The 25,501-nt window shown below is 43.7% G+C and carries 24 protein-coding genes; 12 read left to right on the top strand and 12 right to left on the bottom strand.

The features are described 5' to 3' along the window. Positions 1-15 precede the first annotated feature (15 nt). From RIC07_RS27200 to RIC07_RS27165, 8 genes are all read right to left on the bottom strand, one after another. Positions 16-471, bottom strand: coding sequence for a DUF29 domain-containing protein (locus RIC07_RS27200; RefSeq protein WP_446397250.1), 456 nt, complete (start codon positions 469-471; stop codon positions 16-18). Positions 472-818: 347 nt separating this feature from the next. Continuing rightward, entirely contained in the window at positions 819-1,868 is a 1,050-nt protein-coding gene (locus RIC07_RS27195) for an ATP-binding protein (protein WP_446397249.1), read from the bottom strand. Positions 1,869-1,884: 16 nt separating this feature from the next. Next, entirely contained in the window at positions 1,885-2,220 is a 336-nt protein-coding gene (locus RIC07_RS27190; protein ID WP_446397248.1) for a hypothetical protein, read from the bottom strand. Positions 2,221-2,248: 28 nt separating this feature from the next. Continuing rightward, positions 2,249-2,704: a hypothetical protein gene (locus RIC07_RS27185; RefSeq protein WP_446397247.1), complete on the bottom strand. Its 456-nt coding sequence runs from the start codon at positions 2,702-2,704 to the stop codon at positions 2,249-2,251. Between the two features lie 39 nt (positions 2,705-2,743). Then, positions 2,744-3,235: a hypothetical protein gene (locus RIC07_RS27180; RefSeq protein WP_446397246.1), complete on the bottom strand. Its 492-nt coding sequence runs from the start codon at positions 3,233-3,235 to the stop codon at positions 2,744-2,746. Between the two features lie 68 nt (positions 3,236-3,303). After that, positions 3,304-3,807, bottom strand: a complete 504-nt coding sequence (locus RIC07_RS27175; protein ID WP_446397245.1) for a hypothetical protein — start codon at positions 3,805-3,807, stop codon at positions 3,304-3,306. A gap of 7 nt (positions 3,808-3,814) precedes the next feature. Continuing rightward, positions 3,815-4,375 carry a hypothetical protein gene (locus RIC07_RS27170; protein ID WP_446397244.1) on the bottom strand — a complete coding sequence of 187 codons (561 nt, stop codon included), beginning with the start codon at positions 4,373-4,375 and terminating at the stop codon, positions 3,815-3,817. 18 nt (positions 4,376-4,393) lie between these two features. Then, complete coding sequence (locus RIC07_RS27165; protein WP_446397243.1) at positions 4,394-4,591, bottom strand: hypothetical protein; 198 nt, start codon at positions 4,589-4,591, stop codon at positions 4,394-4,396. A gap of 513 nt (positions 4,592-5,104) precedes the next feature. On the opposite strand from RIC07_RS27165, the gene RIC07_RS27160 reads away from it, so the two are divergent. From RIC07_RS27160 to RIC07_RS27135, 6 genes are all read left to right on the top strand, one after another. Further along, positions 5,105-5,923, top strand: a complete 819-nt coding sequence (locus RIC07_RS27160) for a type 1 glutamine amidotransferase (RefSeq protein WP_446397242.1) — start codon at positions 5,105-5,107, stop codon at positions 5,921-5,923. Positions 5,924-6,042: 119 nt separating this feature from the next. Continuing rightward, entirely contained in the window at positions 6,043-6,834 is a 792-nt protein-coding gene (locus tag RIC07_RS27155; protein WP_446397241.1) for a hypothetical protein, read from the top strand. A 119-nt stretch (positions 6,835-6,953) separates the two neighbouring features. Beyond that, positions 6,954-7,424, top strand: a complete 471-nt coding sequence (locus tag RIC07_RS27150; protein WP_446397240.1) for a hypothetical protein — start codon at positions 6,954-6,956, stop codon at positions 7,422-7,424. Between the two features lie 594 nt (positions 7,425-8,018). Next, the gene (locus RIC07_RS27145) at positions 8,019-10,487 is read left to right on the top strand and encodes a two-partner secretion domain-containing protein (protein ID WP_446397239.1); all 2,469 of its coding nucleotides are present in this window, start codon (positions 8,019-8,021) and stop codon (positions 10,485-10,487) included. A 175-nt stretch (positions 10,488-10,662) separates the two neighbouring features. After that, positions 10,663-11,112, top strand: a complete 450-nt coding sequence (locus RIC07_RS27140; protein WP_446397238.1) for a Spy/CpxP family protein refolding chaperone — start codon at positions 10,663-10,665, stop codon at positions 11,110-11,112. Between the two features lie 78 nt (positions 11,113-11,190). Further along, positions 11,191-12,954 carry a ShlB/FhaC/HecB family hemolysin secretion/activation protein gene (locus tag RIC07_RS27135; protein ID WP_446397237.1) on the top strand — a complete coding sequence of 588 codons (1,764 nt, stop codon included), beginning with the start codon at positions 11,191-11,193 and terminating at the stop codon, positions 12,952-12,954. 361 nt (positions 12,955-13,315) lie between these two features. On the opposite strand, the gene RIC07_RS27130 is transcribed toward RIC07_RS27135, so the two are convergent. The 3 genes from RIC07_RS27130 to RIC07_RS27120 all read right to left on the bottom strand — a co-directional run bounded on the left by RIC07_RS27130 (position 13,316) and on the right by RIC07_RS27120 (position 16,339). After that, entirely contained in the window at positions 13,316-13,999 is a 684-nt protein-coding gene (locus tag RIC07_RS27130) for a type I restriction endonuclease (protein WP_446397236.1), read from the bottom strand. Between the two features lie 236 nt (positions 14,000-14,235). Next, positions 14,236-15,087 carry a slipin family protein gene (locus RIC07_RS27125; protein WP_446397235.1) on the bottom strand — a complete coding sequence of 284 codons (852 nt, stop codon included), beginning with the start codon at positions 15,085-15,087 and terminating at the stop codon, positions 14,236-14,238. 175 nt (positions 15,088-15,262) lie between these two features. After that, a complete protein-coding gene (locus tag RIC07_RS27120) occupies positions 15,263-16,339 on the bottom strand; it encodes a hypothetical protein (protein WP_446397234.1) in 1,077 nt (358 codons plus the stop codon). A gap of 581 nt (positions 16,340-16,920) precedes the next feature. On the opposite strand from RIC07_RS27120, the gene RIC07_RS27115 reads away from it, so the two are divergent. From RIC07_RS27115 to RIC07_RS27095, 5 genes are all read left to right on the top strand, one after another. After that, complete coding sequence (locus tag RIC07_RS27115; protein ID WP_446397233.1) at positions 16,921-19,827, top strand: PAS domain S-box protein; 2,907 nt, start codon at positions 16,921-16,923, stop codon at positions 19,825-19,827. A 317-nt stretch (positions 19,828-20,144) separates the two neighbouring features. Continuing rightward, the gene (locus RIC07_RS27110) at positions 20,145-20,693 is read left to right on the top strand and encodes a DUF2721 domain-containing protein (protein ID WP_446397232.1); all 549 of its coding nucleotides are present in this window, start codon (positions 20,145-20,147) and stop codon (positions 20,691-20,693) included. Positions 20,694-20,829: 136 nt separating this feature from the next. Continuing rightward, on the top strand, positions 20,830-21,015 hold the full coding sequence (locus RIC07_RS27105; RefSeq protein ID WP_446397231.1) for a hypothetical protein: 186 nt from the start codon (positions 20,830-20,832) through the stop codon (positions 21,013-21,015). A 111-nt stretch (positions 21,016-21,126) separates the two neighbouring features. Beyond that, positions 21,127-22,671, top strand: a complete 1,545-nt coding sequence (locus RIC07_RS27100; protein ID WP_446397230.1) for an NACHT domain-containing protein — start codon at positions 21,127-21,129, stop codon at positions 22,669-22,671. Then, a complete protein-coding gene (locus tag RIC07_RS27095; protein ID WP_446397229.1) occupies positions 22,653-22,883 on the top strand; it encodes an NACHT C-terminal helical domain 2-containing protein in 231 nt (76 codons plus the stop codon). The genes RIC07_RS27100 and RIC07_RS27095 overlap by 19 nt, the downstream gene beginning before the upstream one ends. Positions 22,884-23,362: 479 nt before the next feature. Here RIC07_RS27095 and RIC07_RS27090 read toward each other — a convergent pair whose 3' ends face one another. Next, a complete protein-coding gene (locus RIC07_RS27090; protein ID WP_446345758.1) occupies positions 23,363-23,620 on the bottom strand; it encodes a UPF0175 family protein in 258 nt (85 codons plus the stop codon). A 388-nt stretch (positions 23,621-24,008) separates the two neighbouring features. Here RIC07_RS27090 and miaB point away from each other — a divergent pair, with 388 nt between their 5' ends. After that, positions 24,009-25,364, top strand: coding sequence for a tRNA (N6-isopentenyl adenosine(37)-C2)-methylthiotransferase MiaB (gene miaB, locus RIC07_RS27085; RefSeq protein WP_446397228.1), 1,356 nt, complete (start codon positions 24,009-24,011; stop codon positions 25,362-25,364). Positions 25,365-25,501: the final 137 nt, after the last annotated feature.

The following is a 25,501-nucleotide window of genomic DNA, read 5'->3' as shown; positions in this document are numbered from 1 at the left end:
AACGATCCAGTAATTTTATCTTTTTTCGGGTAGCCAGTTCATCTCTAATAATTGGTCGAGGGTATAAGGACAGTTTTCGGGAAAATCCACCTCATATCCGGTCTTTTGGTTCACGTAATTTAATGCTTTTTCATAAATCTTGACTTGGTTCTCCTGGAGATGATTCCGTAAATTTTGGGTTAAATCTTCATTTATTTGGGTTCTAAAACTCATGATTTCGGCTTGCCAATGATTGGCATTATAATCATGTTCTACCGTCCAATATTGCCAAAGTAGTAAATGTCGAATAATCTGTTCTAGAAACCTTTCAACTGTTTTTTTCTCTCGCCGACTCAAGTCTTCCAATTCCTCAATTAAATGGTCTTTATCCAACTCATTGAATCGGTTTTCTTTTAACAAATTAATGGTTCGCGCTAACCATTGATCATAGTCAACGTCATAAAGTGAAGCTAAGTTCATGTTAACTGTCATTTTTAACTCTGTTTATTGAACATGGGGAACCTGTCAGGGACAGCACACAATGTCCAAGTTAACCAATTGTCATTAGGTATTGTTCCTCAAACCCATCTACTATTGTAACAGTTAGGTTTAGAAGAAGAAGCCAACACTGATTATGTCAACGATTTTTCAGAGAAATTAATGAATTGGGAGCGATTTTTAGCTGAAGGCGGAAGAACAGTCATAGTTGTTCGAGAAGGACTGAGAAAGCGAGGAATCAATGCTGGTGAGCCAATAACGGCTGTTCTTAGCACAAATCAAATATTTCTCTTTATGATTAATAAAGAAACAAGTTTTTTGGGATTTTAGTCAAAATTTATTTATGACTCTTTGCTTAAATCTCGAACAACTGAATCGTACCGTTTTCGAGCATCGGCTGATAATTCCTCTGGCTGAATAAGTTCTTCGTTTACAGAAACTTGCTTAGATTTGTTCGTGAATACTCCTACTTTTTCTCTGCCTTCCCTAACTTGAGAAATAGCATCAAGAACATCCTTTTGATTGACTTGGCAATCATCATCAAGTCTTATAACTGCTTGACTTGCTGCTAACTTAACAGCATTGAGAATATCACCTCCTGAAAGTCCCTCAGATTGAATTGCCAACCAATTTGGATGTACGTCATTTTTCCTAGGAACTTCGTCAGGCAATAGGAAATCCCATAGCTTGACTCGACAATCTAGATCAGGCAATTCAAACTCTATATGAGCTAAAATTCGTCTGACAAATGCTCCGTCAAAATTTTCTGGAAGATTTGTAGCAAAGATAACTACTCCTTCAAAGGCATCTAACTGAAGTAACATAACGGAGCGACTAACATTAACTCCATGATCTGCACTTTGAGTTACATTTGTTAATCGTTTGCCAAGAATTGAGTCAGCTTCATCAAAGAAGAGAATTGAATCAGTTTCTTTGGCTTTTTTGAAAGCTGCTGTAATGTTTTTGGGTGTCTCACCAACGTATTTTGATTCTATTTCGGCATAGTTGACTTTTATGATTTGTTTACCTAGATGTTGTGCAACTCCTTCAGCAGATAGAGTTTTACCTGTTCCGGGTGGACCAAAGAAGTTAATCGCTACCCGACGACCATAAGGATCAATTTTTTTTAAATTCCATTCTTCATATAACTTATCATGGTAGCGGATACGATTTAAAGCTGTTTCAAGTCTAGAACGAACTAAAGGAGATAAAATTACTTCATCAAGACTTCTGCGAGGTTTTTCAGGTGTAAATATTTCTAACCTATCCATTTCAGAGATTACATTGCTATTACTCTGATTAGATTTTGACAAAATTCCCTCATCTTTTTGATTATCATCTGTATTTGAAGACTGAGACGAAGTTTTAATTGATTTCCAATTAGCTGGCATAAGTAAACCACTTCCATTACTGAAATTGTTCTAAGATATTTTGTTCGACGCAACTGTGGTTTTGTAACCATTCATATATTTCTGGGTCTCGTTTACGCAACTCCTCTTTTGAAATAATCTCTTCAGATATTTTTTGATTCGGACCCTGATTGGTACTAACGAAAAGTTTCCTTACAATATTTCTTGCTCCAACACTTATGTGATCATAGATTACTCTCACTTCTGTTAATGCAGCCTTAGTCAAGTTATTTTGATTTAACCATTGGTTAACTTCTTTGTAAATTTTATGGCGATATCTCCAAGCTAGATAAGCTGCAAGTCCACCTAAAATGACTATTTTGATGATATCCACTGATAGAAGCATTATTTGTATTTCTCCATTATTTAGTCTCTATGTCCCATAGAAAGTTCCAAGGAAGAATCGCTTCATGACTTCCTGTTCGTATAAATTGTTCTCTCACATTTCCTGGTATCTCATCCCAACTTCTATTAATCGTTGTGGCAAAATAAGTTTCATCCGTATAGTTGACTTCTAATCGAATTTCTACATTAGTACTTTTGGGTTGCTTCCTAAATAACAATTGTACTGAAGAAATCAATTCTTCAATTTGTGCAACTATTTCAGGATTAGATGAACCTTGAAGCACTTCTAAAACTGTACTTTCAGACTTATTTAATTTTCTAGCTAAAGATTCAGCCATAGCTCGCTCCACAAAACCATCTATATTCTGACGATTTTCTGTTTCACTTTTTTCAACCAACAAAACAACTATACTAATTGCTGCAATAGAAGTGACACCAAGGATGCCAAACTTTAGCAAATTTTCAATGTTCATAGCATAATACCTTTTTTTAGTAAAAATGTGGTTACATCTTTAATTGGTAATAGTCATAACTTCTTTGTCGCGAGTATCTGTAAAGTCTACCTGATAATTATATCGGTTAGAACGAATTGAGCTTTCACGAACATCGGCAGGTAGGTCGTCATATTCAATTTCATATTCATACTCTCTTTTTTTAATAAATGCTTTATTTTTGCCATCTACTTCAAGAAATTTAATGATTTTTGTTGTCCACTTTTTCAACCATTTTCGGTCTACTTGCCTTTCAAATTTAACAACTGCTTCTAACAAGAATTTTCTTAATGTCCGCCAGGCTTTTTTGGCAATTTGTCGTACTGAAACCGCACCTTTATCAAAGACAACGAATGCTTCTCTAGTTAGTTTTTCAAATTTAGGCGAAAGATTTGTCTTAATCCACGGAAAAAGATCTTCTTCTGCCCACTGAATAATTTTATTCCAGAGTGCTATTGCTACTGCAATTGCAACCGCAAAAATAACAGCGACGATTTTTATTGCTTGTCCCATAAGATAATAATACTCCCTAAAAAACTGGTTTCTTAACAACCGAAGTTAGCGCTTGACTATGAAAAGCTTTAATGAGTCATAGTTAATGATTCCATCTCTTTATCTCTGATTGCACGAAAGTTTACTTCGTAGTTATTTTTACCTAATCTTATTTGTTGCTGACGTATATCGCCAGGAAGTTCATCCCAATTAACTACTTCCTCTACTTCTCTTTTAACAACCACTGGCTTAGTTGAGTTAAGAACGTTAATAACTGTAGAAGTAGATCTTTTTACCCACTCACCAGAAGAATTTTTATTGAAATAGATCATTAATTCAAGCAAATAATGTCGTAAAGCTTCCCAAGCCTTTTTGATAGTTACATACATAGTAGCACTAACTGTACTTATGATAGTAAATGCAAGTGTAACTATACTTTTTGATATATCAAGAACACTAGCAACTAAAGTTTCTGCAAGCCATTCCCCAAAAATAGCTAAAGTTGCCACTACGAGACTTTCCCAAAGAGGTACAGCAAAAGGAGCAGCAACTGCAAAAATTTCTACAATTATTTCGACCATAATATTTTCCATTGTTTCCTCATGGATAAAGTTCAAATCCAACTGAATCTTTTTTATTGTTTCTAATAAAGGTTGCCCGAACATCATCAGGAAGAAGCTCCCAAGTTAGTTCCTCCTCTACTCTTGTAATTACTGGCTTTGTATCACCAGGTTTATGAGAAAAAATTTCAGTTTTGCACTGGCATACTTGAGGCTGTTCTAGCCAATTATAATAAACCTTGATGGCTAGTAAATGCTCTTTGGCAGTTGAAGCAATTTTTGTAGCTTGAACACTAGGAAAATTCTCGGTTAATAAACGAGGATCATCTTCCTGACAAAGAATGTAAGTTGCTTCTTTGCACACATCAATGTCCTTGTTAAATCTTTTGCGTAAAAAATTAGCGATATGACCATAAATGCGACGCTTATTTTCTAATTCCGTGTCTAACCCTAAAGTATTAATGATTTTATCTAAAATATTTTGAAGTTTTGAGAAAACCTCATCAAAAGACAGCGCATTGTCACGTAAATCAAGCCTTAGCTTTTTAATCTGTTTTTCAAGAAAAGCTAGTATTGTGTCTAACTCATTTTTACTGTTCATTCATTTTGCCTCTATTGCTCATAGAAACCGAAACCACTTACAATTTTGAGAAAGATGTGAACCCCAACTCTTCAAAACCCCCACATCCACCACACAAGGAATTGGCATTAACACCGACTCCCTCGTCTGCACCATGCATTCCTCCAACACCCGCGCCCCCTCCTGCACCACTTCCACCGTTTCATCATGCACCACCGCCACTAACCTCGCCTTCACCAACCCCCGCCTCGCAAAACCAGCCAACGCCCGCTTCGTAATCGTCGCATTCGCCCCCTGAATCGGATGATTAATCTATCTATTCAACTTCGTCTGAAACCAATCAGGATGAATCCGCCCCGTAACGGCATGAATATGGGTGGGCAATCCTTCCGTCAACTAAGCTGAACCCTTGATTTTGCGTCAAAAAGCGGTACTCCTCGCGCTCAAGCCTGTTGGGGTTCAATGCATGTATTTTTGTAAAATCCAAAATCTTTTTTTGATGAAAATGATAAAAAACAGTATAATTTAATGTTTATTTTATGACTTGCTGAATAAGGGTGGGTTGGGTTGAACTGTTAGCGGTGAGGGAGGGCGGGTTTTGTTGTTCCATTATTGGTGGTATTGGTGGATATTTGAATTGAGTCCCTAAACCCGCCCCTACGATTGTGGCTCGCGCCTGCCTCTACAGGACTTCTTTCCGTTTCCGCTCCAGTCAGGCTGTAAAACGTAGATAGAGAGTAAGCAAAAACGATGAATCCCGAACATCTAGAACTAACGATTGGCTGGCTATACCCAACCCTGATGAGTACCTACGGCGATCGCGGTAATGTGATCTGCCTCCAACAACGCGCTCAATGGCGGGGGATTCGGGTGAATGTCCTACCCCTCGACCAGCAAACCTCGGCTGACCAATTCCATCAGGTCGATGTGTTTATGGGAGGTGGCGCCCAAGACAGACAGCAGGAAATTGTTATGCGAGACTTACGCGGGGCAAAGGCGGATACGTTGCGAGAGAAACTGGAAACCGGAACCCCTGGCGTGTTTACCTGCGGTTCCCCGCAACTGTTGGGTCACTATTACGAACCCGCTTTAGGTCAACGGATTGAAGGATTAGGACTATTGGATTTTGTCAGTAAGCATCCTGGACCTAATGCCCGTCGCTGCATTGGCAATGTCGTCTTTGAGTTAACCGCCTCTCCCCTCGCCCAAGACTTAGAACAGATGCTGGGACGTAAGCCGATTGTGATTGGCTTTGAAAATCATGGTGGGCGTACCTATTTGGGGAATGTCTCTCCCCTGGGTAAGGTGGTGAAAGGCTACGGGAATAACGGCGAGGATGGCATGGAAGGGGCATTTTATCGAAACGCGATCGCGACCTACTCCCATGGTCCACTTTTGCCCAAGAATCCCTTTATCGCCGATTGGCTGATCCAAACCGGATTAAAACAAAAGTACCAAACCCCTATCACTTTGACGCCCCTAGATGATACGTTAGCAAAGCAAGCACGGGCAGCGATGTTAAAACGCCTCTCGCTGACCAACCTGGCTCAAGAACCCGTAAACTGTTGAGATAGGCAACGTGCCAATCAACGGCTAAGCCGAGCTAAGGTTTGGTTGTCAGTCACGGGAATGCCATCGTTACCGTAATTCAATTCGCTTAAGCTTAAGAGAAAATTGCAAGCAGGGATATGACAGGAAAAGTAATTGATAGCAGTACTACAGGGATTCTAATTCTCCTACTCCCGATCGCGTTTGTATTCGTCCTGTTGTTTAAAACGTGGCCCTATCTGCTTGCGCTTTTGGTTGTGATTATTCTGTTGAAAATTTGGCAACAGTATCGGTGGCTGCAATGGAGTAAGCAAGTCAATCCCTTCTTCAATCAGCTGATCAAAGACAATCAGGGTTGCTTGACGCCCCTAGACTTGTCCATTAAAGCGAACATCTCTGGAACCGCCGCCCAGCGATACTTGGATAGAAAGGCAGAAGAATTTGGGGCGAAGCGTCGAGACTACGAGGATAAAGGTATCGTCTATTACTTTCTCACGGCTAATGCTCTGGGAAGTATCTTTGACAGTAGTGAACCGCTACCGGAACAAGAGTCTGAATCCTTTACCAATCAAGCCCCAAAGCTGATTCAATGGCTGATGGAGGATGAAGAGGATGAGACGGAGGAGGAGATAGAGGATAAGTCCAGTCCTTGGGAATCTGAGACGGAGGAAGCGGACATTCCAGAAAAACTCGAATCCCCGCCGGAGAAGCCATCACCTCAATCTGAGCAATCTGAGGATGAAGAGAAAGAGGGTCAGGCTTTGATTCAGGCAGAATTAGCCAAACGACTCGATGTTCATTCGAGTACGATTGGCAAGCGCAAATCTGATCCGGATTTTGCCCAATGGAGTCAAAGTAAAGATCCAGACGGAGTTGCTTGGGAATATTCACCGGAGACGAAGGAGTTTTTGCCTGTGGAGGACGAGTCTTAGTTGTTATTGGTCATTTGGTCATTGGTCTTTTGAGCAGTTGAACGGAACCGAAAAATAGGCGATCGCGAACCGACGGTGTACAATAATCCATTTGGGCTTCATACCATACCATCATTGCCATGAAGATTGTTCCACGTCTGATTGTGTCTACCCTAGCGCTGTTCTCAGTGACAACAGTTCAGATTACCGCAACGGCTAGACCCCTAAACGAATCCGAGCAAGAAGTCGAAGCTCAAATTCGAGCAGTCATTGAAGCCCAAGACGAGGAGGGCTATCAACTGGTATTTCCACGAACGGTAGCCAGACTCTCTAGAGGGGCGCAAGCACCGAAGACGGTATTTTTATCGCCCAGTCGAGAGTATAGTTTCGTTGCTGTTTGCGATAAGAGTTGTGAGGACGTGGATATCATTGTCGAAGACATGCAAGGTAATGTCATCGCATCTGATATGACCGATTATGCCGTCGCTGTTGTTCCTTTTGTTCCTCCAGCCGAGGATAGGTATGAGATTAATGTAAAAATGAGTAAATGCTCGTCTAGGAACAGAAGTTGTGATTTTGGTTTAGGCGTCTTTGTTAAGGCAGAGAATTAACCAAAGAGAACCCATAACGGACTTATACCAAAAGACTCAAAACTTTACTTTTGAACTTTTTGCCTTACCCAAGTCCGAAACGTTTGTTCTGCTTCTACTTCGTCTTTGATTTTAAGCCCTATTTGGACAACTAAAATAACTCGATGAGTCTAACCGCAAATTCGTGATCTTCTAGAGGCAGACTAAATCTTTAGAATACCGAGATTATAAGGGAGACGGGTGGCACGATTTTCGCCTAAAGCGTGTAATATTTGCTGGTAGGCTTGCCCGTTGAGATGGTGGTATTATGTCCGGTCTTCCCCTGAATAAAAACGCCTGACAAACCCCCATTTTTTAGGCTATTGCAATTATGGGTAATCGTCAAGACATGATATGAAAAGTCATCCTTTGTAAGGGTTTGAAACTATTTACAAAACTTAATGGAGCGCTGTTTTCTTTTGCCCGAATACTTAGGAATTCATTAGGGCTTGCTTTCCATGCCAATCTAACGATGACATGACCTCCCCAAAAAACGCGATCGCGCCTTGATAATCCGGCTCAGGTAGAAAAAGGTTATGCTACTATTTCTGAAGTAGAGATACTGAGGAATGCATCATGTCAAGCTTCCAATCAGTCGGATTTTCCATTGCGATCGCTACAGCGTTACTTTCTCTAAGCGTTGATAGTAAAGCGATTCAAGCTCAATCCATAACACCTGCTGATGGGACAAATACCATCGTTACTCCCGACGGCAACCGTATCGATATTAGCGGCGGTTCGCTGTCCGGAGATAGGAGCAATCTCTTCCACCAGTTTGATCAATTTGGCGTGAGTCAAGGAGAAATAGCCAACTTCCTCTCCAACCCAGAAATTCGCAACATTTTGGCGGGAGTTGTCGGTGGGGAAGCGTCGCTGATTAATGGGTTGATTCAGGTTACAGGGGGAAATTCTAACCTCTTTTTAATGAATCCGGCTGGAATTGTTTTTGGCAGTCAGGCGAGTTTAGATCTTCCAGCGGCTTTTACGGCGACGACAGCCAGCAGCATTGGGTTTGAGGGGGGTCAGTTTAATGCCGTGGGTGACAACAATTATCAAGCGCTCATGGGTGATCCCACTAATTTTTCCTTTGCCATGGAACAGCCAGGAAGCATTATTAATGCAGGTAATTTGGCTGTGGGTGAGGGGCAAGGTTTAACGGTTGTTGCTGGAGCCGTGATTAATACAGGAACCTTCTCTGCACCAGGGGGAACGATTACTGTTGCCTCTGTACCCGGAACCAGTCAGGTGGTGATTAACCAAGAAAATATGGCGCTGGGTTTAAAGCTGGATGTAGCCGATTTAGATGATAACGGAGTTGGCAACATTTCACCTGCAAGTCTAGGACAGTTGGTGACGGGTGGGGATGTAGTTCCAGCAACCGAAATTCAAGTTGATGATCAGGGTCAAGTTTGGTTAGCGGCTTCAAATCAGCCCATTCCGACAGAAACGGGAACGACGATTGTTTCTGGAAGCATTGATACGGCTAGTGGTGAAACCGGGGGAACGGTTCACATTTTAGGTCAGCGTGTGGGTTTGGTTGATGCAGAAATTGATGCTTCTGGTAGTAATGGTGGGGGTACGGTTTTAGTCGGTGGTGACTATCAGGGTCAAGGTGAGGTTTTCAACGCTCAACGGACTTTTGTTAATCAGAATTCCACGATTCAAGCGGATGCGTTGACCAATAACGATGGCGGAACTGTCGTGCTTTGGGCGGATGATACGACTCAGTTTTTTGGTGATATCAGCAGCCGTGGTGGTGCAGTGGCTGGAGATGGTGGTTTTGTTGAGGTATCAGGGAAGGAGAATTTAGATTTTGAGGGGACAGTTGATACCAGTGCAATTAATGGAGACGGTGGAACGTTACTGCTTGACCCAACTGATATCACGATTACGGCTGGGGGAACGCCGGGTGGCTTTAGCGGTCAGGTAATGTTTGCTGATGCAGAACCGACGACAATTAGCGAGAATCAGTTAGAAAGTTTGTCAGGTAATACTAATGTCCTGTTGCAGGCGGATAATACGATTACCATTGAACCGATGCAGAACGGGATGCTAACTTTTCAGCTTGGTTCAGGGACGATTACGTTTGAAGCGGGTGGAGCATTTGTATCAAACAGTGGCATTGACACCAACAGAAGGGATATCAGTATTACAGCTGGGAGTATTACGTTTAACTCCAATGCCCTTTTTGATATTGATGCAACTTTTACAACAGACTTGTTGAGTAATACGGGTGATAGCGGCTCAATCAATCTGACTTCTACCAGTGGCGATATTAGTTTTGACAACATCAATACCACTTCTGGGTTAACCGGTACTCCGGGAGATATAACTATTTCAGTCAGTCCTGGCAGTAGCTTGGACTTTGAGACGATATCAACTGACTCTGGTAGTGGTCAACTAGATGGAGCAATTACTATCAATGGCGTTACTCAGCCTGGAGGAACCCTCACCCCAGATGAAGTTGTGGGTGGCGTTCCTACTGATAGTGGAACTCCTGGAACAAATACAGGCGCTCCTGGAACTGATACCGGAAATACTGGCTCGACTGGAGAGGTTCCTCCCCTTACCACCAATCCAGTTGTGAACGATTTAATAGCTCAGGCTGCTGCGATTAGTAGTGGTGATTTTAGTGGTTTGACGGTTGGCTCGACCGGAGAGTTTCCAGCCCTGACCACCAATCCAGAGCTTAACAATTTACTGGCTGCAGGGGTTGGTCTTAGTAACCAAATTAACGCTGAAATAGTCAATGCGGCGATACAAACGACTGGGGCGAATAGCAATCTAGGCGTTAATGGAGCAGCAGTTATGCTCTCTACGGCCCTCGGCATACAACGAGTAGAAAGAGATTTCGCACTAATTGAGCAGCTACCAAGAGTCGCGAATTCCAATATGGCAGTACTAGAGGTGCTAATGAACAATCAAAGGCGCTCGGATAATCTCATGGAAGGTATAAGAGCTCGTGAGGCTAATCAAAGAGCATTGCAACAACAATTGGATGCAGACACGCTTCGCGGGAACACCGACTATCTGTTAAATCAGTAACCTTAGCTGTAACAAGAAGCGACTCCAATAGTTCAATGTCCAAACCAGCAATTAGAGATTAAGGTTAAATCCCAAAATCTTTCATTGGTCTAAGGAGGAAAGAGTCCTTATGGAAACTTGAACGGCAAACTATCATCAACATCTGAAAAAGCATTTTTCGAGGTCAGAAATAATTATGCTGTTACGTCGCATTTCTGCAATCACAATCTTAGCTTTTTGCTTAAGTAGTGCTAACGCTGTGGCAGAATCGAACTCTATCCCGCCTCAGTTACAAGCCCAAACGATAGAACAGTACACTCCACCAGACCCCTCACCAATCATTGAAGAGATAGGATTAACAGAAGAACAAATTACTCAACTTAGTCAAATCAGCCGCAAGTTTCGTCCTTTACTGGACTCCCTCTATGAGAAATGGGACGAAGCGCAACAGGAACTAGAAACATTAATTGCCAGCGCCGACGCCTCAGAAAGTCAGGTACGACAAAAATACCGCGACGTTGAAGCGTTACGAACAGAAATTTCCCAGTTGCAATTTGAGCGGAGAATGGCAATACGAGATGTTTTAACACCTGAGCAGCGTCTTCCTTTTGAACAATATATGCAAAGCTTGGTTGACAATTCGTAAAAGAAAATCAAAAAAGACTTTTACGGTTAACTTTGACTGGAATTAGCATAACTCAAGACAGGGTGTAAGAGGAGTGAAATGATACAAACTAAATTATTACTCATCGGGGGGATTACCCTGATTGCAGCACTTGAACAGGGTTACGCTTTGGCAAATCCTCCCCTAACTTTACCAGAACCTACCGAACATTTTCCTACCTTTGACTTCGCCCAACAACCCAACCCCAACGAAGACCGTTTTCTCCAACCTACTCCCGAACCTATTCCTTCTGAACCAACGGAAACAGAACCCATTTTACCAACCCCTGAAGAACCCGTTCAACCGCCCCCAACTGAATCAACGGAAACCACAATCGACGTTAACACTATCGAAGTTGTAGGGAGTACCGTTTTTGGTGCAGAGGAGTTAAATCCGATTATTCAACCCTTAGAAGGACGCACTGTTACCATAAACGAACTTCAGAATGCCACGGATGCGATCGCGCAACTTTATCGTGATGCTGGATACTTTACCTCAACGGCGATTTTACCGCAACAGAATGTAACCGATGGTGTTGTTACCATTCAGGTGATTGAAGGGCGTTTAGCAGAAATTCAGATAGAAGGAACCGAACGACTGAAGCCAAGCTACATCCGTAAACGGGTTCAATCAGCTGTCACTACTCCCCTGCGTATTGATACTCTGGAAGAGCAATTGCGATTGCTGAGAACCAGTCCCCTTTTTGACACCTTTAACACTACGCTAGAAGCTGGTGATGAAGTCGGTGAAAGTATTCTGGTTATACAAGTTGAAGAGGAAAATCCGTTCTTTGGAAATGTCAGTATTGATAACTATTCTCCCCCTAGCATTGGTTCAGAACGCTTAGGGGTTCAACTCGGTTATCGGAATCTGATTGGAATTGGCGATACGCTTTCCGGTTCCTATTCCCGTTCCACAACGGGCGGTTCTAATTTGTTTGATTTTAGCTATCAGGTTCCCTTGAATGCAAAAGACGGAACACTACAACTGCGTACCGTTATTGACCGCAATGAAATTACCCAAGAACCCTTTGATGCTCTGAATATCGAAGGGGAAACCGAACTCTATGAAATCAGCTTCCGTCAACCCTTAATTCGTACTCTGCGCCAAGAATTTGCCCTGTCTTTAGGATTTAGTTACCGAGATGGTCAAACCTTTATCTTTGACCGCCTACCCACTCCCTTTGGGATTGGACCCGATGAAGATGGCGTGAGTCGCACCAGTGTCTTCCGCTTTGGACAAGACTACGTGAAACGGGATATCCAGGGCGCATGGAGTTTGCGATCGCAGTTTAACATCGGTACCGATTTCTTTGACGCCACAACCAATGATGCACCAATTCCAGATAGTCGCTTTTTTAGCTGGTTGGGTCAAGTGCAACGCACACAAATATTGGGCGAGAATCATCTATTAATTATTGCGGCTAACTTACAACTTACCCCCGATTCTCTCCTGGCTTCTGAACAATTTGTAATTGGTGGTGGACAAACGCTGCGCGGGTACAGGCAAAATGTGCGTTCTGGGGATAATGGGTTTCGCGTTTCGATTGAAGATCGGATTACACTGGAGAGGAATGAAACTGGATTACCGACGTTTCAACTGGCACCTTTTGTTGATGTAGGGGCGGTGTGGAATCATCCTGATAATCCCAATGATCAACCTGATCAGACGTTTTTAGCGAGTTTAGGATTAGGTGTACTTTGGGAACCTATCTCTAACTTAAATCTCCGCCTCGACTATGGGATTCCTTTTGTGGATTTGGATGATCGGAGAGAAAACGCTCAAGATGAGGGATTTCATTTTAGTGTAGGCTATCAGTTTTAATCGGTCAGCGGTTCGGCATTTCAATCTTAATGTCAATCATGACGAAATCCTTTTAGTGCTAGCATCTTGTTCGCTACTAATACCCAATTTAAATGCATGACAGCTTACAGCGCTTCGCGCTGCTATGAGGTACAGTAACAACAATGAGCAAACAAATTTCTGGCTAGCAGTTCCCAAGTGCGTGAGGTACACCCCAATGTAGGGGCGCACGGCGTGCGCCCGATTTAATTGTCAGGTTGATCCCTGGATAGAATACGATGATTAGGCTAAAGCCCTGACTACGAACCTGTAAAATTTATCCCTGGATAGAATACGATGATTAGGCTAAAGCCCTTACTACGAACTACGAACCTGCGCTTGTTCATGTAATTAAGGTGCCAATTCGTTTCATAATTTGCAGAACGGTGTATAGTTCATTGTGCGGACGAGCAAAGATGGAAAAGTCAGTGGACAAATCATAGTAGCCGACAGGTTCTTGAATTAATTTAAGAAAAAGGAAATTATCCCCATTAGTAACTAAGCCAAAAGACGGTTGTGTGGGATCAGGATTAGCCATCATGTAGGCGAGGGCTTGGGGAATGGCGACTGAAAAGGAAAATTTGGTTTGTTTGGATTCAATCAGGGTTAGCCAAAATTGATTTTTTAACACGAGAGCGTCAATGCGTCCGCGATAGGTTTCTTCTCGTTCTTCAACCGTAAACTCGACTGATTTTTCTCCTTTAAGTTTATAGGGAGGATCACAAAAACCAGCTAGGTACAATAGTGGAGAAACGAGGAGTAAATTAACGGTCGCTTCGGTCATTGAGCCATCTGCACTGTTGTAAAGATAGCTCGTTTTAATCCGGTTGAGGGTTTCCCGTTCGGATTGGGTGAGTTCAGGAAGATTGTCTTGCCATTCTGAAAAGAACTCAAGATTATCATTTCGGCGAATATTGAACCGCGATTCGGCTTCGTTGAGGGACGTAACGACTTCAGTAATTGTTAGGGTTTTTGTCATCAGTTTAGGAGATGTAATGTCAACTACCATAGATAAGATATGGGTCATTATCGAATCCTCGTTACTAAAAATGTGCCATTCTGAATCAGGTAAATTCCTGCTTGAGAGGATGATAATTACACCAAGAAAACGTAGGGGCGCACCGACGTGCGCCCGATTTAATTGTCAGGTTTATCCCTGGGTATGATACGATGATTAGGCTAAAGCCCTTACTACGAACCTGTCGAATTTATTCCTGGATAGAATACGATGATTAGGCTAAAGCCCTGACTACGAACTACGAACTACGGGTTATCCTCTGGAATGGAAGACAAATCTAAGGGAATCGGTTCATCGGTTGATTTAACCTGAACAACCCCATTACTTCCAACCTTATTGCCCTGATTTAATACCTCCGTCCATTGCTTGGCTAAGGTAATAAAATCGGATGGCATCATAATCAAGGTTGTGGTGTTATTTTCCGCGCCAATTTCCGTCAGCATTTGTAAACGCCGTAGTTCTAAAGCGGCTGGATTTTCCACAATCTTCTGCGAGGCTTCAGCTAGCTTAATTGACGCTTCTTGTTCTGCGGAAGCCTTAATCAGACGCGCCCGTTTTTCCCGCACGGCTTCAGCTTCTTTTGCCATTGCCCGTTGCATATTCGTGGGAATTTCTACATCTTTAATTTCTACCCGTTCAATCACTACCCCCCACGATTCGGTGATTTCGTCTACAATTTCTTGCACACGCAGGTTGATTTTATCGCGGTTTTGCAAGACATCATCTAAGATATTTTGCCCCACGACATTGCGTAATGTCGTCATCGCGGCTTGATAAACCGCTATTTCGTAATTTTCGACTTTATTAATTGCCCGGAATGGATCAATGATGCGATAATATAAAACCGCATTGACTTTAATCGTCACACTGTCAGCCGTTACCGCTTCTTGGGGGGCGATATCCACGGTTTTGGTGCGGATATCGACTTGGGCTTTTTGGTCAATCAGAGGTAGAATCCAATACATCCCCGGTCCTCTGACATTGCTGAACCGTCCCAAGCGAAAGATCACGCCGCGTTCATATTCGCGATCGATCTTAAAGCCGCTGAATCCTACCAGCAGAATGATCCCGAACACTGTGCCAATAATGGTTTCCATAGAGACTTAACCAACTCTAATGTCTCTATTCTAGGAGATGAGGCAGAGAGGGGGTAGAAACGTAGCCGATTACGTCTCTACCTTTCCGGCTCAAATAGGCTATTCCCCGTTCCCTGTTCCTCGTTCCCCGTTCCCTGTTCCCTGTTACACACCGAGCGAAGCCGAGGTGTTCCCTTTAACGACAAGCAAACAATTTCTTCATCGCGGTGGTATAAGGCTGAACGGTTGATTGTTGCTCAGAGTCTAGGCGGATGAGAATCTTGTCTACTAAAAGTCCAACCATGCTCTCCACTAATTCCCAACTAACGCTTACGCTGGGATAAACCATCTCACATAAGGGATAAAGTTCCTTCTCCATTGCTGCCATACTCTGTTCCAACACACAAACCCACAGATAAGCTTGAAACATCTCCACATCGCGGATACTTGAGGCTTTAACTTCTGGATGATCCAGTTTTCCGCGACGGCTGCGATAATTAGGATACTGTTCTAAGGCTTTCCGATAAACCCTGGTGGCAATTTCTTGACTTTTGGGAATGAGTTGTTCGACTAAGGCTAATACAGGAGAATTAAGAGAATGTTGAGCTGCCGCCGTGCATACCCGTTGCCAGGGAATACATACTTGCTCTTCAATAAACTTAAAGTAAGGAGAGAGCAATAACTGTTCCGGTAGGCTTAACCGATTCAACAACACCTTGGAACTGAGATGAAACTGGGTACTCATAAATCCCAGCGTATTCTGATTATTGGCAGATAAATGCTGGGACTGAAATTGCATTAATTCTGGGGTCAGAATTGTCACAAGGGAGGAAACTTCGGGTAGCTCTAATTTGGGCATGACCGAGATTTTATATAAATCGGTCGAAATATCCACAGTGTCTGCTTCAGATAACGCCTCCATTAGAGATGGAGTTGGTGACTGTTTTCGATAAACGGATAAAACCTTGTCATAAACCTGCGCTGAGGATGTGGCGATACCCTGGGATTCGGTTAAGTTGACAACGTTGGGAATGTAGGAGAAGAGAATACTGGTCCGAATACCTGCACATTTGCAGTGAATTTCTATCAGTCGAGAGAGTTTAGTTGCCGTTTTCTCTCGCCCTTGACGAGAGGCGGCTTCCATTAACTCAATCGTTGTACATTTGTTAGTGGTTAAGGAAAGTGTGGATAAGTCAGGGACATAACGGGCTGCCCACAGTTTAAGTAGGCGTTTAACTGTGATACTTTTGTCTAATGGGGTGGTTACCAGCATGAAATACTCCTAGTTTGGGGTGAGGATAGTCAACAAATCGGATGATTGGCATCCGTCGAACCTATCTTTGGCTGGTAGATCCCCTTTTGGACTAAATTCGGGTTAATTCTCCCGTTTTGGGTAGAGACAAGGCAGATGGTAGATGGCAGATGGCAGAAGGTTCCCAGGAAAAAGTTATGTAGAGACGTGCCATGGTACGTCTGAGTTGGGGGTTACTCTCCCTGCTTTGGTGAACGGATGGGAAAATTTTGCCCTGAAGGTCTAGGCTTGCGTTAATGTAACAGTCTTAATGTTTAGTATAAACGCAAATATATGAATTTATGTAAACCTTTTTTAAAGAAATACGGGGAATTTTTCCTGGCTTCCCCTGCTCCCAGACGTAGCATGCTACGTCTCTACATTGCTCCCTCTGCTCCCTCTGCTCCTCTTAACCGAGCAGTCTTGGGGAGTCTCCCCATGTCTAGTGTTGGTGTAGTACAATGTTTAGCTTCTGTATGACGTGTCTATACTGAAAAATTAAGAGGGGTGCATCTAAACATTATCGTTTGCCGTCGTCCAGAAGGATTACAACCCAAATTAAAATGAATAGTTTTCAAACGCCTAGTGAATCCATGGAGCAACCAGCCAACTGGGAATTCACTCAGAATTTATTTTTGAGAATATCGGATGATTTATTCGGGATATGGCACAAAGAGGGATATTGGCAGCCGCTGAATCCGGCTTGGGAAAAGGTTTTGGGGTGGACAGAGGAGGAGTTGCGATCGCATACTTCCGGGGAACTGATTCATCCCGATGATCGCGATCGCACCATCGCCCATTTTACCTCAACCGAGGCGGTAGAATGTGAACATCGCATTCGTCACCAAGACGGGAGTTATCGCTGGCTGGCGTGGAAACTCATTCCAGGGGATGATGGTAGGTTGTATGGTGTTGGTCAAGATATCACCGAAACCAAGCACATAGAAGCCAAGCTACAAGAACGCATCGAGTTTGAGCAGTTAATCACTAGCCTATCCCATCAATTCATCCAGTTGTCCTCTGATGGCATTGAGGATGCGATTCAGCATACCCTGGAAAAAATCGGTAAATTTTGCCAGTGCGATCGCACTTATATGGCATTATTCTCAGAAGACGCTGCCACAGCCAGTATCCTCCAGGAATGGGATGCACCGGGCGTGAGTTCCATCCAACCGCAATGGCAAGATTTTCCCACCGAGACTTACCCTTGGGGAATGGCAAAACTGAGAAACTTAGAAGCGATTCAAATTTCCCATCTCACCGATTTACCCCCCGAAGCCAATTCCCTGAAACAAGCGCTGGAGTTAACCGGGGCTAAATCTGTTGCCATTGTTCCCATCGCCCAAGGTAATCATCTAATCGGATATTTAGGGTGTTCTGCGGTTAACGCCGAAAAAAATTGGTCAGACGATATCCTCTCCCTCTTACAAATCATTGGCGGTATCTTTGCGAACGCTTTAAGTCGCCAGCAAGCCGAATGCCAACTGCGAGAAAGTGAACGGCGATTTCGGGCGGTTTTCAATCAAACCTTTCAATTATCTAGTTTGCTCACTCTAGAGGGGGATGTCATTGCTGATAACCAGACGGCTACAGACTTTTGCCAACTGGATAGTTCTCAGGTGCTTGGGTATCCCTTCTGGGAATTAAAATGTTGGACAATTTCTCCGGAAACTCAACAGCAATTAAAAACCGCGATCGCGGAAGCTGCAACAGGAAAAACAATTCGCTACGAAGCTGATATTTTAGCCCCCGATCAGTCCGTGATCACGATTGACTTTTCCCTCAAACCCCTGCGGAAAGAAAACGGCGAGATCGAACTCTTAATTGCCGAAGGTCGGGATATTAGCGATCGTAAGCAAGCAGAAGCCAAACTGCAAGCGGCGATGGGGGATTTAGGACAGCGAGTTGAGGAACGGACTCACGAACTCCAACAGGCAAACGCGCAACTACAAGCAGAAATTCTTCAGCATCAGCAAACTGAAGCCGAGTTACGCAATAGCGAACAACAGTTTCGTCGGGTATTTGATGAAGCGCCCATTGGCATGACATTGGCAGACTTAAATGATCGCTATATTCGCATAAATCGGGCATTTTATTCCATGCTGGGGTACAGTCAATCCGAAGTCATGGCACTCAGCTTTAAGGATATTACCCACCCCGACGAGTTGGCGCTGGAAATTCCTTATATGCAGCAGTTAATTCGCGGGGAAATTGACAGCTTTCAACTGGAAAAACGTTATATCAAAAAGAATAAAGATTTAGTCTGGGTGAATTTAACCCTCATCGCTTTGCGGGATAAACAAGGTGACGTACTCTATACCTTAGCCATGATCGAGGATATCACCGAACGCAAGCAAGCCATGGAAGCCCTGCGTCAAAGTGAGGCACGTTATCGAGCCATTGTTGAAGATCAAACCGAATTGATTTGTCGGTTTAAAGCCGATGGTACATTCACGTTTGTTAATGATGCTTACTGTCGCTATTTCAACCAACCACGCTCCGAATTAATCGGATATCGATTCAAACCCCAGATTCCCGACATCGACCAGGAATTTGTCAACCAGCAATTTAAAACCCTTTCCGTTGAACAGCCCATCGTCACCTATGAACACCGGGTCATTTTGCCAGACAATGAGATTCGCTGGCAACAATGGACTGAGCGGGTGATGTTCGATAATGAGGGGAATATTGTCGAGTTTCAGGGAGTTGGACGGGATATTACACCGTTGAAAAAGGCAGAAGCGGAAATTATTAAAGCCTTGGAAAAAGAACGAGAACTAAGTGAACTGCGCTCTAGTTTTGTTTCTTTAGTCTCTCACGAATTTCGCACCCCATTAACGGCAATTCTTTCATCGTCAGAACTGTTAGAGCGTTACAGCAAAAAATTAACGGATGAAAAGAAAAAAGCTCATTATCAGCGCATTCAAATCGCGGTTAGCCGGATGACGCAGTTATTGGATGATGTGCTAACAATCGGTAAAGCTGAGGCAGGAAAGCTTACGTTTAAGCCAGCAGAGATGGATTTAATCGGATTCTGTCAGGAAATTGTAGACACGCTGGAAATGAGCATCAGTCAACAGCATTCGATTAACTTTATCAGTCATGGTGACTGTGGTGATGCTCAAATGGATGAGAAACTGTTACAGCATATCTTGAACAACTTAATTTCTAATGCGATTAAGTATTCTCCCCAAGGGAGTGAGGTAAAAGTTGAGTTAACTTGCGAAGGGGAATCGGCGATTTTCCATATTCAAGATCAAGGGATTGGTATTCCGCCAGAGGATATCAAAAAACTCTTCTCGTCGTTTCAACGAGCCGGTAATGTTGGCACAATTCAGGGAACGGGATTAGGATTAGCCATTGTCAAGAAATGTGTGGATTTGCATGGTGGACTGATTACGGTGGAAAGCGAAGTTGGCAAAGGGACAACGTTTACAGTTATGTTACCCTTGCAATCGATGGTAGAGTAAATACCCTTTTCCACCCAGCAAATTGTCGTCCAATCGTCGTCCAATCGTCGTCCAATTGTAGGGTGCGTTAGCGAAGCGTAACGCACCATTTCTCATGTAAGCGTAACGCACCATTTCTCATGTAAGCGTAACGCACCATTTCTCATGTAAGGCTAAAGCCCCGACTAATTTAGGGCTAAAGCTCCCTTACTACAAACGTCCTGTAACGTGGGTTACAAAATTATTCCTGATATAATGTATCTCCTCTGACTATCGCATTCAAGGGCAATCCTGCGCTATACTGCTCAAGATTTAGCTAGGTAGCACCCCAGAAAATCATGGATCAAATGTCTCTCACTGTCACTCAAGTCATTCAAGCTATTCTTGCACCTGCTGTGATGATTTCCTCCAGTGGATTATTTTTTTTGGGATTAAATGCGAGACAGTCTTCCTTATTAAATCGCATCCGCTTATTGAACAACGAGAGAAGAATCCTTTCGCGAGAATTAATGCATCAAGGACAGTTCGATTCGGGAGAAGATATTCGCTTTTTAAGCTTAGAACATCAACTGAATAATCTATTGCGCCGAGCCTGGTATGTGCGGAATGCAACCCTCTGCGATACATTAGCGGTGGTTTTTTTTGTGCTGACCTCATTTGCTATTGCCCTGCATTTTTTTATGGGGATAACGTTACTGGAACGAGTCCCCATTTTTTTATTTATTACTGGAATGTTTCTGGTATTAGTAGGAGTCATTTGTTTAGCGATTGACGAATTAATCGCCTATTCGGTGATTTTACTGGAGGTTCAAGACAAACAATCGATTATGGTTGACTTTTTCGCCAGACCAAATGAACCGAAGCCAGGAGAGCAGAGTAAAACGTAAAAAGTATGTCCTTAAACAAAGTGAAGTGTAAATAAGGCGTTTTTTATGCTGCCTTTTCGAGTGAAAGCCTTAGTGAAAAAATCTGCTATTGTTGATAACAACTGGATATCCGTCGCATCGATTTAGAGGAGTTGTCTTGCTGTCTAATTTACCACTACAACCCAATCCCTATCTTCTGTTAACGTTTCACTGCATCATTGGTATTATCGCGGCGCTCCTGGCTCGACGCAAGGGGTTTGATTTTCGCCGTTGGTTGATTATCGGGTTAATTGGCGGTACACCTGCGTTGATAGTGGCGCTAGTTGTTAAACCAAAACTGTAGGGATTCCAGCCTTGGTTCGTAGTAGGCACTTTAGTGCCAGAAGCGCTAAAGCGCTTACTACAAACTCTGTTAACCTGTATAGTATTCCCCTAGCTACGCATTCTTACCGCCATGACTGGATCTGAAGTTCTCATCGCTCAAGCGATTAGCGGAATCGCTGTTCCCGTTTTCCAAACCCTCTGGGGAAAAGGGGGTAAAGTTCTGGGATTATTTGGCAAAACTCTGGATGAAAAAGCCAAACAAGCGATTTTTAAAGCCTCTCGGCAATATGCACAGAATTATACAGAACGTCATGGCATTCTGAAAGTCTTAGGAATGCGAGAACCTGTTTCCTTGGAATCGGTTTATACCACGGTGCAATTTTTGGATGATGCCGCGATTCAGAGTTTTGAATCCGTTGAAACCCTGGAACTTATCTATCGGAAAGCAAAACAGCGGAGTTTTCAGTCTAAAGATTGCCCCAAGCAACCCGGAATCACTGTCGCCAATCAAAAGCAGTATTTGATGGTGTTAGGAAGTCCCGGTGCGGGAAAGTCTACCTTCTTGCGCCGGATGGGATTGGAAGCGCTGAAGGGAAAGAAGGGAAAATTTAAACACGCTTGTATTCCGGTATTGATTGAACTCAAGACGTTTAACCAGGGTGATATTGATATTGAACATAAAATTGCTGAAGAATTCCGCATCTGTGGTTTTCCCTCGTACCAGGAATTTACCGCTAAAGCATTGGAACAAGGAAAGCTGTTGATTTTGCTGGATGGATTGGATGAAGTGCCAACGGAGCGCCTGAATCAGGTAATTCAGCATATTCAGAACTTTGTCGATTTACATGATAAGAATCGCTTTATTACTTCCTGTCGAGTTGCCGCTTATCGCCACAACTTCCGCCGCTTTACCGATGTGGCAATGGCAGAGTTTGATGATGCTCAGATTGAAAATTTTATTAGTAATTGGTTTAGGCATGAACCTAAGACGGGGAAAGAGTGCTGGAAAAAGCTGAATGATCAGGAAAACCAAGCGGCGAAGGAACTTACACAGACGCCGTTGTTGCTGACGTTAGTCTGTTTACTCTATCAGCGATCGCGGAAATTTCCTACCAACCGCGCTACGCTGTATGAACGAGCATTGCGTGTCTTGCTGGAAGAATGGGCAGCGGAAAAAGGTGTGTTTAAAGATGACCTTTATAAGGGTTTAGATACTAAACGCAAGGAGATGATGCTGTCGGAAATTGCCCATGATGCATTTCAGGCAGATCATTTATTTTTACCCAGACGGGAAATTACGGATCAAATTGAGCAACTTTTGAAAGAAATGCTCCCTGATGAAAAGTTGATTGATGGGGAAGTGGTTTTAACATCAATTGAAAAACAACATGGGGTATTAGTCCAACGGGCAGAAGGGGTTTACTCGTTTTCTCATTTAACGCTTCAGGAATATTTAACGGCGCAATATATTGATGATCATCGCCAAATTGATAAGTTAGTCAAAGAACATCTTACTGATCAGCGCTGGCGAGAGGTATTTTTGTTGGTTTCTGGATTGATGCGAGGTGGGGCAGATGAGTTACTCTTGTTGATGGCAAAAGAAGCGCAAACCTATATTAATACTCCTCGGTTACAAGCGTTATTACGTTGGGCAGATTGGATAACAAACATCTAGCATTTGCTGATCAACTATTACAGACTTGTCTCAAAGGTTTTAATTTAAACCCAGAATTGATCAATTTATCTGAAGCAGAAGCAGAGGCAATGTCAAACTATTGCTATGCCAATTTACTGATGGTTAAGTGCAAGGAATCAGCCGTGCGGGTATCGCCCAAAACCTGGGCGGCGATTGAAGAAGGGATGTTGCGGGTTCCCGACAACGGATAATCCAAGTTCCGATTGTGTCTCGATTCACGCTGAAGGTGAAGTTACTTTCCCATTTCTTGCCGTTTCACCCGTTAGTATAGGCGGATTATGTTGATTGAGTCGTTGAGGCGGTTCGCGAGGACTTGTTCCAGGCTCAAAGACTCGTCAGCCACACATAGAGAGTCGCTAGCCACACATAGAGACTTGCTAACCACACTCAAAGAGTCGTCAATCACACATAAAGACTCGCTAGCCACACTCAAAGAGTCGTCAACCACACATAAAGACTCGCCAGCCACAATCTAAAGACTCACCAACCCGCTTACCCCTTCAGATGCGAACGTTTCATGGCAAGTTTAGACACCTGAGTCGGGGTGGGTTTAGTTACATCTGGGTGCAACCGAAAAGATAGTCGTGAAACCCGCCCCTACAAAATCTTTCAATCTCCTAATCTGCCACTAACAAGTTACCTCCCTTCGTTGCGCCAGATACAGTGACAACTAAGATGCAGATGAATTACTCTCCTCTGCCAACTCCTCAGCCGTGTATTGCATAAAATCCACTTGATACCGAAACAACGCATTAATCAATTCAGCGCGAGTTATTCCGGCAATTTCAGCCGCTTTACTTTGAGATATTTGCCCCAGTTCATACCATTTTACAGCAGCGGCTATTCGCATCTCTTGGACAAACTCATCAGGATTCTTCCTCAGTGCAGAGAATACAGTTTTGGGAAGTTCAATCGATACAGATGTCATAAAAAAATCTCAACTTGATAACTATAAACCCTAGCATTAAACTCAAACCTGACTTAGCTTAGCCTGTCAAACAACTTCAGAACTTACGCCGCGATACCACATAGACCTGTAAAATAATAAAATAAACAATCTGACCCCAAACCATCATAAACACCTCTGCGCCCCTCTGCGTTGACCTCTGCGTCCCTCTGCGTTAAAAAAACACAAGGATGTACCGTACACCGCCCAAACGATTTATGAACTAGGTTAGCGCGATCGCTTTGGGAACGGGGCTAAAGCCCCGACTACAAACTTGTGCGATCGCTCTTGGAGATGGGATACTCATGCCATCATCAGCCAAAACTTATAATGATAATCTGTACGCAATATCAAAACCCTACGACTTAACATGACCACCTCTCCCCGTCGCTACCATATCACCACCTTCGGCTGCCAAATGAACAAAGCCGACTCGGAACGCATGGCTGGTATCTTAGAAGATATGGGATTTGAGTGGTCAGAAGACCCCAATGACGCCAGCCTGATCCTCTACAACACCTGCACGATTCGCGATAACGCTGAACAAAAAGTCTATTCCTACCTGGGTAGACAGGCAAAGCGGAAACAAGAACAAGCCGACCTTACCTTAATTGTCGCTGGCTGTGTCGCCCAACAGGAAGGAGAAGCGCTGCTGCGGCGTGTCCCGGAATTAGATTTAGTTATGGGACCTCAACACGCCAATCGCCTGCAAGACTTACTCGAACAAGTCTCCGACGGAAACCAAATTGTCGCCACTGAACCCATCCATATCGTCGAAGACATTACCAAACCCCGCCGCGATAGCACCGTTACGGCTTGGGTGAATGTAATTTACGGCTGTAACGAACGCTGCACCTACTGCGTTGTCCCCAATGTGCGCGGTGTGGAACAATCCCGCACCCCGGAGGCGATTCGGGCGGAAATGGCGGAATTAGGACAGCAAGGGTATAAGGAAATTACCCTGCTGGGACAAAATATTGATGCTTACGGGCGAGATTTACCGGGCGTGACTGAATCGGGACGACATCAGCACACCTTGACAGATTTACTCTATTATGTTCACGATGTCCCCGGAGTTGAGCGGATTCGGTTTGCCACCAGTCACCCCCGCTATTTCACCGAACGACTCATTCGCGCTTGTAAGGAATTGCCCAAGGTTTGCGAACATTTCCACATTCCCTTCCAATCCGGAGATAACGACATCCTCAAAGCCATGGCGCGGGGATACACCCAGGAAAAATATCGCCGAATTATTAATACCATTCGCGATTATATGCCCGATGCGTCGATTAGTGCGGATGCGATTGTCGGCTTTCCCGGAGAAACCGAGGCACAGTTTGAGCATACGTTAAAACTGGTGGAGGATATTGAATTTGACCAATTAAACACCGCCGCTTACTCGCCTCGCCCTGGTACCCCCGCAGCCCTGTGGGAGAATCAACTGAGTGAAGAGGTAAAGAGCGATCGCCTACAACGACTCAACCATTTAGTGAACACCAAAGCCGCCGCGCGATCGCAACGGTATTTCGGGCGGATTGAAGAGGTTCTCGTCGAAGACCAAAATCCCAAGGATTCCAGCCAAGTGATGGGGCGCACGCGGGGGAATCGGTTGACGTTCTTTAGCGGGAATATTAATGAATTAAAAGGACAGTTAGTTAAGGTAAAAATTACCGAAGTTCGCGCCTTTAGTCTCACGGGTGAAGCGTTAACTTTAGCCCCTTGGTGACATCCTCCTACACCAAATCAAAGATTATGGTGTAGGCTTCCAACATCGCTGTTAGACATTGCTGCCCTGCGCCACTTATCTAGGCAAAATGCCCCCGACAGCCCGACTTGACAGCCAATTTCTTTCCCCCAGAGTCC

The sequence above is a fragment of the Coleofasciculus sp. E1-EBD-02 genome (assembly GCF_040218245.1).
Taxonomy (GTDB): Bacteria; Cyanobacteriota; Cyanobacteriia; order Cyanobacteriales; family Coleofasciculaceae; genus Coleofasciculus.
The sequence above is the reverse complement of the archived record's forward strand: the minus strand, read 5'-3'. Positions and strand labels throughout refer to the sequence as shown.

Bases quoted from the DNA above. Each gene is read 5' to 3' on its own strand.
- RIC07_RS27200 (WP_446397250.1), bottom strand. From the start codon at position 471: ATGACAGTTAACATGAACTTAGCTTCACTTTATGACGTTGACTATGAT.
- RIC07_RS27195 (WP_446397249.1), bottom strand. From the start codon at position 1,868: ATGCCAGCTAATTGGAAATCAATTAAAACTTCGTCTCAGTCTTCAAAT.
- RIC07_RS27185 (WP_446397247.1), bottom strand. From the start codon at position 2,704: ATGAACATTGAAAATTTGCTAAAGTTTGGCATCCTTGGTGTCACTTCT.
- RIC07_RS27180 (WP_446397246.1), bottom strand. From the start codon at position 3,235: ATGGGACAAGCAATAAAAATCGTCGCTGTTATTTTTGCGGTTGCAATT.
- RIC07_RS27175 (WP_446397245.1), bottom strand. From the start codon at position 3,807: ATGGAAAATATTATGGTCGAAATAATTGTAGAAATTTTTGCAGTTGCT.
- RIC07_RS27170 (WP_446397244.1), bottom strand. From the start codon at position 4,375: ATGAACAGTAAAAATGAGTTAGACACAATACTAGCTTTTCTTGAAAAA.
- RIC07_RS27160 (WP_446397242.1), top strand. From the start codon at position 5,105: ATGAATCCCGAACATCTAGAACTAACGATTGGCTGGCTATACCCAACC.
- RIC07_RS27155 (WP_446397241.1), top strand. From the start codon at position 6,043: ATGACAGGAAAAGTAATTGATAGCAGTACTACAGGGATTCTAATTCTC.
- RIC07_RS27150 (WP_446397240.1), top strand. From the start codon at position 6,954: ATGAAGATTGTTCCACGTCTGATTGTGTCTACCCTAGCGCTGTTCTCA.
- RIC07_RS27145 (WP_446397239.1), top strand. From the start codon at position 8,019: ATGTCAAGCTTCCAATCAGTCGGATTTTCCATTGCGATCGCTACAGCG.
- RIC07_RS27140 (WP_446397238.1), top strand. From the start codon at position 10,663: ATGCTGTTACGTCGCATTTCTGCAATCACAATCTTAGCTTTTTGCTTA.
- RIC07_RS27135 (WP_446397237.1), top strand. From the start codon at position 11,191: ATGATACAAACTAAATTATTACTCATCGGGGGGATTACCCTGATTGCA.
- RIC07_RS27130 (WP_446397236.1), bottom strand. From the start codon at position 13,999: ATGACCCATATCTTATCTATGGTAGTTGACATTACATCTCCTAAACTG.
- RIC07_RS27125 (WP_446397235.1), bottom strand. From the start codon at position 15,087: ATGGAAACCATTATTGGCACAGTGTTCGGGATCATTCTGCTGGTAGGA.
- RIC07_RS27120 (WP_446397234.1), bottom strand. From the start codon at position 16,339: ATGCTGGTAACCACCCCATTAGACAAAAGTATCACAGTTAAACGCCTA.
- RIC07_RS27115 (WP_446397233.1), top strand. From the start codon at position 16,921: ATGAATAGTTTTCAAACGCCTAGTGAATCCATGGAGCAACCAGCCAAC.
- RIC07_RS27110 (WP_446397232.1), top strand. From the start codon at position 20,145: ATGGATCAAATGTCTCTCACTGTCACTCAAGTCATTCAAGCTATTCTT.
- RIC07_RS27100 (WP_446397230.1), top strand. From the start codon at position 21,127: ATGACTGGATCTGAAGTTCTCATCGCTCAAGCGATTAGCGGAATCGCT.
- RIC07_RS27090 (WP_446345758.1), bottom strand. From the start codon at position 23,620: ATGACATCTGTATCGATTGAACTTCCCAAAACTGTATTCTCTGCACTG.
- miaB (WP_446397228.1), top strand. From the start codon at position 24,009: ATGACCACCTCTCCCCGTCGCTACCATATCACCACCTTCGGCTGCCAA.